Annotated in this window: 15 protein-coding genes; 3 read left to right on the forward strand and 12 right to left on the reverse strand. The window is 39.3% G+C overall.

Going from position 1 to position 13,131, the window contains the following annotated elements; all coding sequences use genetic code 11:
- Nucleotides 1-13: 13 nt before the first annotated feature.
- The 11 genes from ilvN to QNH48_RS05325 form a co-directional block, all read right to left on the reverse strand.
- Nucleotides 14-535: an acetolactate synthase small subunit gene (gene ilvN, locus QNH48_RS05275; RefSeq protein ID WP_133370386.1), complete on the reverse strand. Its 522-nt coding sequence runs from the start codon at nucleotides 533-535 to the stop codon at nucleotides 14-16.
- Complete coding sequence (ilvB, locus tag QNH48_RS05280) at nucleotides 532-2,259, reverse strand: acetolactate synthase large subunit (RefSeq protein WP_283954078.1); 1,728 nt, start codon at nucleotides 2,257-2,259, stop codon at nucleotides 532-534. The genes ilvN and ilvB overlap by 4 nt, the downstream gene beginning before the upstream one ends.
- A gap of 504 nt (nucleotides 2,260-2,763) precedes the next feature.
- Entirely contained in the window at nucleotides 2,764-4,431 is a 1,668-nt protein-coding gene (gene ilvD, locus QNH48_RS05285) for a dihydroxy-acid dehydratase (RefSeq protein ID WP_283954079.1), read from the reverse strand.
- Nucleotides 4,432-4,442: 11 nt separating this feature from the next.
- Nucleotides 4,443-5,351, reverse strand: a complete 909-nt coding sequence (gene ilvE / locus QNH48_RS05290; RefSeq protein WP_283954080.1) for a branched-chain-amino-acid transaminase — start codon at nucleotides 5,349-5,351, stop codon at nucleotides 4,443-4,445.
- Between the two features lie 421 nt (nucleotides 5,352-5,772).
- The gene (locus tag QNH48_RS05295; protein WP_283954081.1) at nucleotides 5,773-6,507 is read right to left on the reverse strand and encodes an exonuclease domain-containing protein; all 735 of its coding nucleotides are present in this window, start codon (nucleotides 6,505-6,507) and stop codon (nucleotides 5,773-5,775) included.
- Nucleotides 6,507-7,475 carry a DUF294 nucleotidyltransferase-like domain-containing protein gene (locus QNH48_RS05300; protein ID WP_283954082.1) on the reverse strand — a complete coding sequence of 323 codons (969 nt, stop codon included), beginning with the start codon at nucleotides 7,473-7,475 and terminating at the stop codon, nucleotides 6,507-6,509. The genes QNH48_RS05295 and QNH48_RS05300 overlap by 1 nt, the downstream gene beginning before the upstream one ends.
- A gap of 84 nt (nucleotides 7,476-7,559) precedes the next feature.
- Nucleotides 7,560-8,840, reverse strand: a complete 1,281-nt coding sequence (locus QNH48_RS05305) for an ammonium transporter (RefSeq protein WP_283955688.1) — start codon at nucleotides 8,838-8,840, stop codon at nucleotides 7,560-7,562.
- A 143-nt stretch (nucleotides 8,841-8,983) separates the two neighbouring features.
- Nucleotides 8,984-9,319, reverse strand: coding sequence for a MerR family transcriptional regulator (locus QNH48_RS05310; protein WP_095249942.1), 336 nt, complete (start codon nucleotides 9,317-9,319; stop codon nucleotides 8,984-8,986).
- Between the two features lie 117 nt (nucleotides 9,320-9,436).
- The gene (gene fbpA, locus QNH48_RS05315; protein WP_165979178.1) at nucleotides 9,437-9,604 is read right to left on the reverse strand and encodes a Fur-regulated basic protein FbpA; all 168 of its coding nucleotides are present in this window, start codon (nucleotides 9,602-9,604) and stop codon (nucleotides 9,437-9,439) included.
- Nucleotides 9,605-9,617: 13 nt separating this feature from the next.
- Nucleotides 9,618-9,755 carry a hypothetical protein gene (locus QNH48_RS05320; RefSeq protein ID WP_165979179.1) on the reverse strand — a complete coding sequence of 46 codons (138 nt, stop codon included), beginning with the start codon at nucleotides 9,753-9,755 and terminating at the stop codon, nucleotides 9,618-9,620.
- 164 nt (nucleotides 9,756-9,919) lie between these two features.
- Complete coding sequence (locus tag QNH48_RS05325) at nucleotides 9,920-10,228, reverse strand: PspA/IM30 family protein (protein WP_095249946.1); 309 nt, start codon at nucleotides 10,226-10,228, stop codon at nucleotides 9,920-9,922.
- A gap of 299 nt (nucleotides 10,229-10,527) precedes the next feature.
- Between QNH48_RS05325 and QNH48_RS05330 the strand changes: the two genes are divergently transcribed.
- The 3 genes from QNH48_RS05330 to QNH48_RS05340 all read left to right on the forward strand — a co-directional run bounded on the left by QNH48_RS05330 (nucleotide 10,528) and on the right by QNH48_RS05340 (nucleotide 12,830).
- Nucleotides 10,528-11,346, forward strand: coding sequence for a basic amino acid ABC transporter substrate-binding protein (locus tag QNH48_RS05330; RefSeq protein ID WP_283954083.1), 819 nt, complete (start codon nucleotides 10,528-10,530; stop codon nucleotides 11,344-11,346).
- 108 nt (nucleotides 11,347-11,454) lie between these two features.
- Entirely contained in the window at nucleotides 11,455-12,111 is a 657-nt protein-coding gene (locus QNH48_RS05335) for an amino acid ABC transporter permease (RefSeq protein WP_095249948.1), read from the forward strand.
- Nucleotides 12,108-12,830: an amino acid ABC transporter ATP-binding protein gene (locus QNH48_RS05340; protein ID WP_283954084.1), complete on the forward strand. Its 723-nt coding sequence runs from the start codon at nucleotides 12,108-12,110 to the stop codon at nucleotides 12,828-12,830. Before QNH48_RS05335 ends, QNH48_RS05340 begins: the two co-directional genes overlap by 4 nt.
- A 27-nt stretch (nucleotides 12,831-12,857) precedes the next feature.
- On the opposite strand, the gene QNH48_RS05345 is transcribed toward QNH48_RS05340, so the two are convergent.
- Entirely contained in the window at nucleotides 12,858-13,121 is a 264-nt protein-coding gene (locus tag QNH48_RS05345) for a zinc ribbon domain-containing protein (protein ID WP_283954085.1), read from the reverse strand.
- Nucleotides 13,122-13,131: the final 10 nt, after the last annotated feature.

Genomic DNA, 13,131 nt, shown 5'->3' on the forward strand with positions numbered 1-13,131 from the left:
CCTTCCAAAATGTTTATTTTATTTGAGAGTAGGTAGTTAACTCGTTAACTTGTGGTTGATGTCCGCGTAAGAAGGCGGTCAATCCTGTTCTAGCAATCTCTTTAATTCCATATGGGCGAAGCAGGTCAATCAATGCATCAATCTTGTCTGGGCGCCCGGTAATCTGAATCGTTAAGCTATCTTTACTTACATCAATAACCAAGGCGCGGAATGGATCAATAATCCCATTAATTTCACTTCGAAGCTGTGAGCTGCCGGCTACTTTTATTAGAGCCAGTTCACGGGCTACAATTGCTTTATCTGTAATATCAGAAACCTTTAAAACATCAATCTGCTTGTTTAGTTGTTTGGTAACTTGTTCAAGGCGCTGCTCATCTTCGACTTCAACTACCAAGGTCATTTTTGAAATGCCTTCGGTTTCTGTTGGACCGACGGAAATACTTGAAATATTAAATTGCCGTCTTTGCAATAAACCAGTGACCCGATTTAAGACACCACTTCGGTCCTGAACAGTTAAAGATATTATCCGCTTCATGATGGTTTCACCCCAATCATTTCATGTATTCCTTTGCCGGGAGCAATCATCGGGAAGACTTTTTCCTGCTGCAGTACTCGGCAATCCATTAATACAGGACCGTCATAAGCAAATACTTCAGGTAGCTTTGTGATCAATTCTTCTTGGCTTTCAATCTTTAATCCTCTGATATGATAGGCCTCAGCAAGCTTCACAAAATCTGGCTGCGTATTAAGGATAGATTCAGAAATCCGGTTGCCATGTAACAATTCCTGCCATTGTCGAACCATACCTAGGGCACCGTTATTGACAATGATAATTTTAACTGGAAGGTTCTGTTCATAGATTACGGATAACTCTTGTAAGGTCATCTGGAATCCAGCATCACCAACAATGGCTACTACTGTACTTCCTGGAGAAGCCATTTGTGCTCCGATTGCAGCAGGGAAGCCAAAGCCCATTGTTCCAAGTCCACCGGATGTAACCCAGCGATGTGGTTTTTCAAAATTGTAATACTGAGCGGCCCACATTTGGTGCTGGCCAACATCCGTCGTGACGATCGCCTCACCGTTAGTTACTTTATGAATGGCTTCAATCAGCCATTGAGGAGACATCCCGTTTGGATTGTGTTTATACCATAATGGGAATTCCTCTTTATACTTAGTAAGCGTTTCTAACCATCCTTCAGTATCGGGTGATTCCGCTGTCTGATTCATTAATTCAACTAGTGCTTCCTTTGAATCAGAAACAATCGGAATATTTGTTGGAACGTTTTTACCAATTTCAGCAGGATCGATATCAATATGGGCAACCTTGGCATTTGGAGCGAAGTGCTTTAGATTTCCTGTAAGTCGGTCATCAAAGCGGGCACCGATATTGATTAGTAAATCTGATTCGTATATTGCCATGTTTGCTGTGTATGTTCCATGCATACCGCCCATCCCGAGAGAAAGTGGATTGTTTGCTGGGAAAGTTCCAAGACCGAGAAGTGTAGTTACAACTGGAATCTTGTGCTTTTCAGCAAAAGCGGTTAACTCTTTAGAAGCTTTACCATGAAGAATGCCAGCACCAGCAAGTAAAACGGGCTTCATAGACTTTGTAATCGCTTCTGCAAGTTTTTTAATCTGCAGTGGATTTGGCTTTGTTGTTGGTTGATAACCTGGAAGGTGAACCGTTACTTCTTCAGGTATCTCGGTTAATTCTCCTGCAGAGATGTCCTTTGGAATATCAATTAAAACCGGACCAGGTCTGCCTGTTGAAGCAATATGAAAGGCTTCTTTTACAATTCTTGGCAAGTCAGAAATGTCTTGAACCTGATAATTATGTTTGGTGATAGGTGTTGTGATAGCCATTACGTCTGCTTCCTGAAATGCATCCGTTCCAATGACACCTCTTGCAACCTGACCAGTGAAAATCACTAGGGGTAAAGAATCCATCATCGCATCTGTAATTCCCGTAACCAGGTTGGTTGCCCCAGGACCAGAAGTTGCGATTACAACCCCAGGTTTCCCAGTTATCCGTGCATAACCTTCAGCTGCATGAATGCTTCCTTGCTCGTGACGGAAGAGGACGTGTTTAATGCTGCCTCTCGCACGATAAATCGCATCATATATTGGCAGAACGGCACCACCCGGATACCCGAAAAGCGTTTCAACACCTTCATTAATTAATAAGTCAATGAGCAGGTCTGCACCCGTTTTCGGTGCCGTACTGGTTTGGACGTCCGGCTTTGCTTCTACTTTCACCTCGTAATCCCTCCTTATGGATGTTCAAATCTTTTTTAAAAGTCATTCAATTAAATTACCTAAATTGATATCTGGTTTAAATAGTAAAAGGCCATTTTCGCCTCCGAAATAAACTGCAGTTGAAAACAAAAGCAGAATATATCGGGGAGAAAAGGCCTTCCATTTCTCGGTACCACCCGGTTTTTACAGTATCCTCACGAATACTGCCTCATGAAGCAGCTAAATAAAATCATAACCGCTTCTTTTTGTAACAGGTGCCTAAGAGTACACCCGATTGAGCCTAATAAGTTAGGACTGTTCAGCTCAATACTCAGGGATGATGTCAGAATAAGGTGTATTACTGGGCTTCCAGCAACCCCAGCTCTCTGAAAATACATTTTCTTATTCCTTTATTCCCGTCATCGATTTTTTCTATAAACTTTTCAAATCTACTGAAATGTCTTTAACCTCGGCGATTAAAAGGGAGCCTAAACCCTGAATAGGTTAAAGTGACAGTGACAGTGACTATATCTTCATAACCCCGCCAGTGTTGGCGGATGTAACTAACTTTGCGTATTTGGCTAGGTAGCCGGTTTTGATTTTTGGCTCTGGCTTTTGCCATAGACGGCGTCTTTCTGCCAGTACCTCGTCATCAACGATTAATTCAATTGTTCTTTCCTGTAAATCAATGAGGATCTTGTCACCATTTTCAACGAGTGCGATAGGACCGCCTTCAGCAGCTTCTGGTGAAATATGCCCGATTGAGATTCCTCTGCTGGCACCTGAGAAACGACCGTCTGTAATGAGAGCAACTTCTTTATCTAATCCACGACCAGCAATGGCTGATGTCGGAGCTAGCATTTCTGGCATTCCGGGTCCGCCTTTTGGTCCTTCGTAACGAATGACAACAACGTGACCAGCCTTAACTAAGCCATTATTAATGTTTTCTTGAGCCTCCTCTTGGGACTCAAAAACAATTGCTTCACCAAGGAAGGTTTTAATGGAAGGATCCACGGCACCAACTTTGATAACCCCGCCATCTGGAGCAATGTTTCCATATAGGATGGATAGTCCACCAACAGGGCTATATGGATTATCTTTAGTCCGAATGACAGTTTCATTTGTAATTGTTGCTTCCTTCACATTTTCAGCAAGAGTCTTACCTGTGATACTTAAGCAATCTTGATGCAGTGCACCTTCTACTTTACAAAGCTCATTAAGGATGGCACTCACCCCGCCTGCGCGGTGTACATCATCCATAGAGTAATCGGATGCAGGCATAATTTTTGCTAAATATGGAACTCTTTCAGCAATTTTATTGATTTCTCGTAAATCATAGTCAATACCAGCCTCATGAGCGATGGCAAGGGTATGTAGAACAGTGTTCGTCGATCCCCCCATTGCCATATCTAAAGCGAATGCATTGTCAATTGCTTCTCTGGTAATGATATCTCGTGGTTTAACATCGTTTTTCACTAATTCAACTAAGTGTTTCGCTGCTTGGCGAATTAACTCGTGTCTCTCTTTAGAAGTAGCTACAATCGTTCCGTTACCCGGAACCGTCATCCCTAACACTTCCATCAAACAGTTCATCGAATTTGCAGTAAACATTCCAGAACAAGATCCGCAAGTAGGGCATGCTGCAGTTTCGATATCAAGCAGCTCCTGCTGTGTCATTTTTCCACTATGGTAGGCTCCTACTCCTTCAAATACAGAAGTGAGAGAAAGGTTTTTTCCGGTAGAAGAAACACCGGCTTCCATTGGTCCACCTGAAACAAAAACAGAAGGGACGTTGGTTCTGACTGCTGCCATTAACATTCCTGGTGTGATTTTGTCGCAGTTCGGAATGTAAAATACACCATCGAACCAATGAGCATTAATTACTGTTTCTGCACTATCAGCGATAATTTCACGGCTGGGAAGGGAGTAACGCATCCCAACATGCCCCATTGCAATTCCGTCATCTACGCCAATTGTGTTAAATTCAAAAGGTATACCGCCAGCTTCTCTTATCGCTTCTTTAACGATTTCACCGAAATGATTAAGGTGTTTGTGCCCAGGGATAATTTCAATAAATGAGTTACAGACACCGATAAACGGTTTTTCTAGGTCCTTCACTGTTACCCCAGTTGCGTATAATAGGCTGCGGTGGGGAGCACGATCAATCCCCTTTTTAATCATATCGCTTCGCATTGTTTTATCTCCTAACTGACAATAGCGTGGTTTGTAGATTCAGGATAACAAGCCACTCCGTCCGTTGTTACGATTTTTCTAAATTCTTCTAAAAGGTCGTTTGTAACAATTCCTGGTTTACCGCCATGAATTTCACGGCCATCAACATTAATAACAGCAATAACTTCTACAGCTGTTCCGGTTAAGAACACCTCATCCGCAACATAAACATCGTGACGAGTGAATGGGGATTCTCGAACCTCGTAACCTTTTGCTCTTGCCACATCAATGATTGCGTTTCGGGTAATTCCTTCTAACGCTCCTAGGTAAACAGGAGGGGTAAAGATTACACCATTTTTTACAATGAAGATATTGTCAGCAGAGCCTTCTGTTACATAACCTTGATCATTGAGCATTAAAGCTTCTTCTACACCAGCCTGATTGGCTTCTAATTTAACAAGAATATTATTTAAATAATTTAATGATTTAATTTGTGGACTTAAGACATCCGGACGATTTCTTCTGCTTGGCACAGAGGCAATTTTGATTCCTCGATCGTAATATTCTTGAGGAAACATTTTCAATTCCTCTGCGATGATAATTACGCTGGGCTTTGCGCAGGAGGAAGGGTCAAGGCCGAGATTTCCTTTACCTCGTGAAACTACAACACGAATATAGGCGCTGTCTAATTCATTTTTTCTGATTGTATCCACAATTAATTGTGTTATTTCTTCCTGTGTATAAGGAATTTTCAGCATAATGGATTGTGCTGATTCGAACAGTCTTTTTAGGTGGGCATCGAGTCTAAAGACGTTTCCGCTGTAAACACGAATGCCTTCAAATACTCCATCTCCATATAAAAACCCATGGTCAAAAACTGAAACTACAGCATCCTCTTTCTTGACGAATTTTCCGTCAAGGAATATCCATTGACTTCCCAACCTAACCACTCCTTTTAGTCATTCAACGCTTTAGATAATTAAAATCGATTGTAAAATAATACCCATGCCTAATTTCCTGTTTAAAGGAATGACTGAAGGCAGTTTCATTAATTAGAATATTTAATTCAAATTATATTTTCAGTTATCTTACACCCAATCTAAATCTTGGTCAACATAAAAATCTGACAATTCAAACAAATCCAAAAAGTTGATAGCGTTTTCATTATTGTTAGATTAAGGTTGGTGAGAAATAAAAATAGTAAAAAAATATTTTTTGAGGGTAAAAAAGAAGAGTGAGAAGGAGTGATTTCGTGCGAGGATTCTACTATTGTCAACTGAAAAAACAGCTTGGATTTCTAAGCCGTTCTATTAAAAAAGGATGTACATTAGTTTTTCACTATACTTGTTTTGTCCTTTGCTGCTATCTTATTTTCGCAAGGTATTCGTATACTTCACGTAAGTTTTTATAACCCTTCATTTGAGCGAGCTCTAAATAATGTCCCCAAATATGTGCTGTCAGTTTGGCATCCCCAAGTGCATGGTGCCGGTTGGTTATTTCTATTCCACATTCCTTACACACAACTTCAAGAGGCAACGATTTTATACTAGGATTTGAAAGACGCAGTAAGAAGGAGGTGTCAATGATTCGGTGCTCAAATCTAGTTTTTAGTAAATCCCATGTCATTTTTTGCATAAAGGACTGTTCATGCTTCGAGTGGTGGGCTACAAGTGCATGATTTTGTACAAATCTGAAAAATTCCATTAACACTTCTGAAGCCAATGGTGCTGATTGTAAATCTTCAGCCGTAATGTTGGTCAGGACGGAGATTTCATCTGAAAGACTGTCTGGGGAATGAACTAGGGAATAAAAAGTTTCTGTTTCCTTGATTCGGTGCCCTATCATCTTAATGGCGCCAATGGAGATGACTCTATCTCCCTTCTCCGGATAGAAACCAGTTGTTTCTAAATCAAACACCACAACCTTTAATTCGTGAAGAGGTGTGTCTAGGCAGTTACTTTCTTTCACTTCTTTTTGCAGCTGTCTAATAAAAGAGATATTTTGCATGTTAGCATGCCCTTGAACACCAGCATAAATGTTGGAACCAAGTCTTCCTGACATTTGTCTGAAAAAGTGGATCATATCATTCATTCCCATTAGGTATCCTCCTTATCTATTAAATTTCTTACATAACGATAAAGGGCAGCCCCATTTTTTAGTATTTCTTTTACTTCTTCCTTTTGCTCTTTGGAAAGAGAAGCCATAGACAGATAATGGCTATTTTCGTAATTGTCAGGTTTTGCTAGTGATAGACGAAAGTTTAGTAATTTTAAAAACTGTTGTTTATATAGTTCTTTTTTCATAGTAGGAAGTTCGACTTCAGGCAGCTTTTTAAGCCTTGAAACAGTAGAGGTTTCGAAAATATTCCCTTTTATAGCCAATAGACGTATCGCATTTACATATGGAAAAAGGGCTTTTTCCTTGATATTTATCGATCCAGAATGTTGCCCGTGTGTTTCTACTAGGATTTGACCTAATATGCCAATTCCTTTTTTAAAATGCAGGGTATTACTGAGCAATTTTTTTAAGAGGTTCTCTTTGTGGATAGTCTGATATACTTCTATCTTTAAGCTTTCTAGAAGGCTTGCGTCACCATAAAGCGATCGACCATCAATGAAAATCAATAATTGACGAATCAATTCCCAGCTTGAGTCAAGCAGCCAATTGGCTAATTGCTGCCTCCATTCGGATACTGATTTACACCATAAAGGATTGTTGGCCATTACCCCGCCATCACAATAGACATAGCCGGCTAGCTGCAAGCCCTGTGAGATTTCTTTCCCTAAAGCTAAAAAGTATTCATTTATTTCAGTGCCTTGCTGTTGATAAATAATGCCATGATCCTGATCGCTCCATACGGATTGCTCAAACCGTCCAGCACTACCCATCATAAAAAAGGTAAAAGGGCAGGGGACAGGACCGTATCTTTCTGCCATCTGATTAATAGAAACTGTGATTACACGATGGATGATTTCATCATGCAACTGATTTAATTGAAAATGACTGCGAGAAACCCAAATAATCTGGTCATCACGGAATCTTCTAATCTCTAAGTAGCTGTTCATTCATTCAGTTCACCTCCAAATAAATACAATTCCATCCCCTTGCTGCATGAAAGGGGATGGGGACTGACTATAGGAATAAGGCAATTAAGCGTTCAACTTTGGCTCTGAATTTATTACCGTTTTTTCTGCCTTTACCATTTCAGGGTAACCGTAGCTTCCATGCTCGCTCATGTCGAGACCAATAATTTCTTCTTCTTCTGTAACACGTAAGCCATTCATAACTGCTTTCATAATTGTTAACAAGATAAAGGAAACGATGAAAGCAAATGCACCACTGCTTACAACTCCTAATGCCTGAACACCAAGCTGGTGTAACCCGCCCCCATAAAATAATCCAGGCTCTCCAACAGTTGCTAATTCTGGTGTGGCAAAAAATCCTGTAGATAATGTTCCCCAAATACCTGCTGTACCGTGAACGGAAAGGGCAGCGATTGGATCATCGATTCCTTTCTTTTCAAAGAATCGAATGCTATAAAATACAAGAATTCCTGAAATGAAACCGATTAGGACTGCAGCCCATGTATCAACAAAGGCACAAGAAGCTGTAATGGCTACTAAACCTGCTAAGGCTCCGTTTAACATCGTTGGAACATCTGCTTTGCCCATGACCGTCCAAGAGATTATCATTGCAGCGATGACTCCCGCACCAGCCGCTAAGTTTGTATTAAGTGCTACGAATCCAAAGAATGCTCCATCAACAGAAACCGTACTGCCTGCATTAAATCCGAACCACCCCACCCATAAGATTAAAACACTAAGTGCAGTAAATACTTGGTTATGTCCTGCAAGATTGTTTGCTGAACCATCTTTATTGTATTTTCCAATACGTGGTTTTAGGATTAATGTGGCTGCAAATGCAGCCATTGCACCAGTTAAGTGAACAACCGTTGAGCCTGCGAAATCTTGTTTACCATGTTCTGCTAACCAGCCCCCGCCCCAAATCCAGTGGGCAATAGGAGGATAAACAATGACTGAAAATAGTACGGCAAACACGAGGTATGCTCCTAATTTAGCTCGCTCTGCGAAGCCTCCAAAAGCAATCGTTAATGAAATACCTGCAAAGGCTAATTGAAATAAAAAGAATACTGAACCTGAAAGTGCTAAGCCTTCGACATCATAACCCGAGTAGAAGAAGTCCGAAAGTCCAATTAGTGGGTTTCCTTCTCCGAAGATTAAGCCATACCCTACTGCCCAAAATACGATAGAAGAGATACCAAAGGTAAGTATCGTTTTTCCTGCAATATGTCCGGCATTTTTCATTCGTGTTGATCCAGTCTCTAGCAGTATGAATCCTCCAATCATGAGAATAACAAGTATTGCTCCAACCATTACCCAAAGACTGTTCATTAAGAATATAGTATCCATCATTTCTCCCCCTTTAAATTCATGTTAATTTTCTTAACATTCGATGTATTTGTATTTTTACATGGATTTGATGTGGATTCTACAATTGTGTGAGGTTTCCTAACATGGTTTTTGAAAGGAGAAGAAAAAATCCATCTTCTTTATTAAGAAGATGGACCTTTTCGTAAACCGAACTGAGCATTCAATTGTCCTTGGATCATTTTTCTTCTAACATCATTTTGATTTTGGGTCTTCTGAGCTCGGAGCATTTCTTTTCTAATTTCATGGGTTTGAACACCATCTTCGATTTTGTTAGCTATTTCCACTAACAACTCCACATCTGCAAAGGAATATTTACGGCTTCCACCTGAGGATCTTTCAGGAAAAATTAATTTTCGTTCCTCATAATAGCGAATTTGCCTCTCAGAAAGACCTGTCAGGTCCCTGACAATTCCAATTGTTATAACTTTCTTGTCTTTATAAGAAGAATCATTTGCCATTTTTTATTTTCACCACGCTCTACTATGATTAGGTACAATAATTTATGTTAATTTTCCTTACATTGATTGGATTCTGATACAAGGCAGTATAGGTTAGTAGGTGATTTTTTTAAGTTATTAATTTTGCTCTTTAGAGGGAAATACCTTTTTGAAAATATTATCTAGTTCACTTAATGTGAGGGAGTTAAGTTCATGTTCAGAAGCATCATAAAGACCAGATTCAATTAATCTATTAATGTAGAATAGTTTAAGTGTTTCGACTCCTTTACGCAATTGATTAGACATTCCAATCAACTCCTCAATGATTTTGAAGTGCTCGTAACAGTTCATGACCTTTTGTACCAATCTTTTTCAGTAACTCTTCATAAAGCTCATCCCTTAACTTATCTAACTGAATAATTCTCTCTGCCAATTTAATTTCATTCGTCCGGTACATCCCAATCGCCCCTTATAAACTGTATTTAATGTAAAAGTTAACCAAATTATTAGATTTTGTCAGTGAATGTGTCAGAAACACTGACAAGATATTTAATTTGTAAGAGGAAATCTTACAAATAAAAAAAGAACCAGGCGTAAAAAGCCTGATTCTGGCATTACATATTAGTATTCACCATCAAATGGAGTGAATGGGAAGTTGAATCGTCTTTCGACTTGACGCAGTCGTTGATTTACACGCTGCAGGCGACGTTGAAGCTGGTTTACGTCACGTTGAAGTTGATTGATTTGCCTTTCCTGACGCTCATTTTGTCTTTCGAGCTGACTAACTCTGCGCTCAAGTTGCTGCGGTTGTCTGTCCGGATCATACGGGTCATACTGGTCTTGTTGTGGTTGAGTATACACATCAAACTGGTCGTATGAATTATAATCATACTGTGTTGGTGGAACTTGATAATAGCCATAAGGATACATTGGGCAACTCTCCTTTTTTTTTCAATTAATACCCTATAGATTATGTAGGTATATGTGGAGAGTGTGGGCCTATGCCTAGTTAAAATGGAAACATAAACATAATATCAAGCCTAAATAAACAATTATCTATTAAATACTATTCTCATATTGCTTTTTTAGCTTATTAAAATAGTAAAACACTAAAGTATTAATAATATAATATTGAATATCAATGCAAAAAAAGATATAATCGTTATATTCTAAAAATTATAAATGTTTTAAAGATTAATTTTTCAAAAGAATATTAGGGGGATGGGAAAATGAAGAAGTTTAAACTTCTAACAACGTTCTTGGTCATGGCTTTTATGTTAATGCTTACTGCATGTGGCTCGAGTGAAACAAGTGGTAATGGGGATGGCTCCGATAAGGAGAAAAAAACTCTCCGTGTCGTAACGGATGCAGCGTACGCACCATTTGAATATCAGGATAAGGGTGAAATTGTAGGCTTTGATATTGACTTAATTAAAGCGGTTGCGAAAGAAGCAGGTTACGAAATTGACATTGCTCATACCGGGTGGGATCCAATTTTCGTAGAATTAGAAAAGAAAATTGCCGATATTGGTATTTCGTCGATTACCATTAATGATGATAGAAAGAAAACATATGATTTCTCTGTACCATACTTCTTATCTACCAATAAGATTATGGTTCCAGAAGGCAGTGATATCAAAAGTGCAGAAGATTTGAAGGATAAAACTGTTGCTGTTCAAAACGCAACAACTGGTCAGGAAGCGGTTGAAGGTCTTCTTGGTAAAAACAGCAGTCAAATTAAAAAGTTTGAAAACAATAACTTAGCAATCCTTGAGCTTAAGGCTGGAGGTGCCGACGCGGTTGTTGCGGATAATACAGTAATTGAAGAATATGCAAAAAATAATCCAAATGATAAATTTGTCATTATTGAAGATAAGGACGCATTTGCCCAAGAGTTCTACGGATTAATGTTTTCGAAGGGCAGTAAGATAAAAGCGGATTTCGATAAAGCGCTAAACGAAGTGTTTGATAATGGAACGTATGCAGAAATTTACAAGGAATGGTTTAAGGTAGATCCAGATGTGCAACTACTAAAAGACCAACAATAAGAATGGAAATTGCGTAACTCTTGAAAACTAGAAGTTACGCAATTTTTGGTTTCATACCTAGTCTTACATTATTTAACAGAAGGTTACGGATTTTTAGGGGGATTAATAATGGATATTCAGTGGAGTATTTTAGCGGAATACGCACCTTTTTTTCTTAAAGGGACGCTGCTGACAATTGGACTATCGTTAGCTGGTATTTTAATAGGGACAATCCTTGGCTTGTTTATCGGGTTAGGAAAAATGATGAAAAATAAATTTCTATCATTTCCCTTTGGCGTGTATATCACTTTGTTCCGTGGTACACCCATGCTCGTACAAATTATGTTAATTCATTTTGCGGTAGTACCGCTGTTTACAGGGGGAACAAATGGTATTGCTGCTGCGATTTTAACTCTGTCATTAAACTCTGCTGCATACATAGCGGAAATCTTCCGTGCAGGAATTCAATCGATTGATAAAGGGCAGATGGAAGCAGCCCGTTCTCTCGGAATGACACATGTACAAGCTATGCGTTATGTGATCCTTCCACAAGCGTTTAAGAGGATGATACCGCCGCTAGGTAATGAATTTATTGTTTTAATTAAAGAATCTTCTCTCGCTTCGTTAGTCGCAGCCCCGGAACTCATGTATTGGGGACGAGCCATGCAAGGTCAATATTTCCGTGTATGGGAGCCGTATATTACGGCAGCGCTTATTTACCTTGTATTAACGCTTTCTTTAAGTTACGTATTAAGCCGACTTGAAAGGAGACTAGCAACAGAATGATTGAAGTGAAAAATTTAAAAAAGTCTTTTGGAACCAATGTTGTACTAAAGGATATTAATGTAACTGTTAAGCCTCAAGAAGTTGTGGTTGTTATAGGTCCATCTGGATCAGGTAAATCTACTTTCCTCCGTTGTATTAATCTTTTAGAATCCATTACGGATGGACATGTCTATATTGAAGGAACGGATATTACCGATAAAAAGTCAGATATCAATAAAGTACGTACAGAAGTAGGGATGGTTTTTCAACAGTTTAATCTGTTCCCACATAAAAAGGTTATCGAAAATATCATGCTTGCCCCAATGAAAGTCAGAAATACTTCCGCTCTTGAAGCTAGGAAAAAAGGTTTAGAGCTTTTAAGAAAAGTAGGTTTAGAGGATAAGGCAGAAGCGTATCCAGATTCTTTATCAGGCGGTCAAAAGCAGCGTGTCGCGATTGCAAGAGCACTTGCGATGGAGCCGAAAATCATGCTGTTTGACGAACCAACCTCAGCCCTTGATCCGGAAATGGTCGGAGAGGTTTTGGAAGTTATGAAGCAGCTTGCTAAAGAAGGTATGACCATGGTGGTTGTTACACATGAAATGGGTTTTGCAAAGGAAGTAGGGGACCGCGTAATCTTTATGGACGGCGGGCTCATAGTTGAAGAGAATGTTCCAAATGAATTATTTGATCATCCTATGGAAGAGCGAACCAAAGCCTTTTTGAGTAAGGTTTTATAAAAAAAAAGAGGGAGGCTCCCCGCCTCCCTAATTTTTTGCCCATCTTTCAAGCTTGTCTGTATTTCTTGTTAATAATCCTGCAACAAACTTAGGCATTCCGAATTCAACAATTTTTTGTTTTACTCTTTCTTTCATTTCATCAACAGTTAGGTCTGGCTGGGTAAATTCACCGTTGATGTAGCAGTGGCTGCAATATTTTAGACTTTTTGAACCATCTTTTTCAGTTCCGCCGCCAAGTTCGTCTTTTGCTAATGGCATTCCGCAGCTTTGGCAATTTTTATAGGTTTTCATTATAAAACCA

Origin of the sequence: Neobacillus sp. YX16 (genome assembly GCF_030123505.1) — a bacterium.
Taxonomy (GTDB): Bacteria; Bacillota; Bacilli; order Bacillales; family Cytobacillaceae; genus Neobacillus.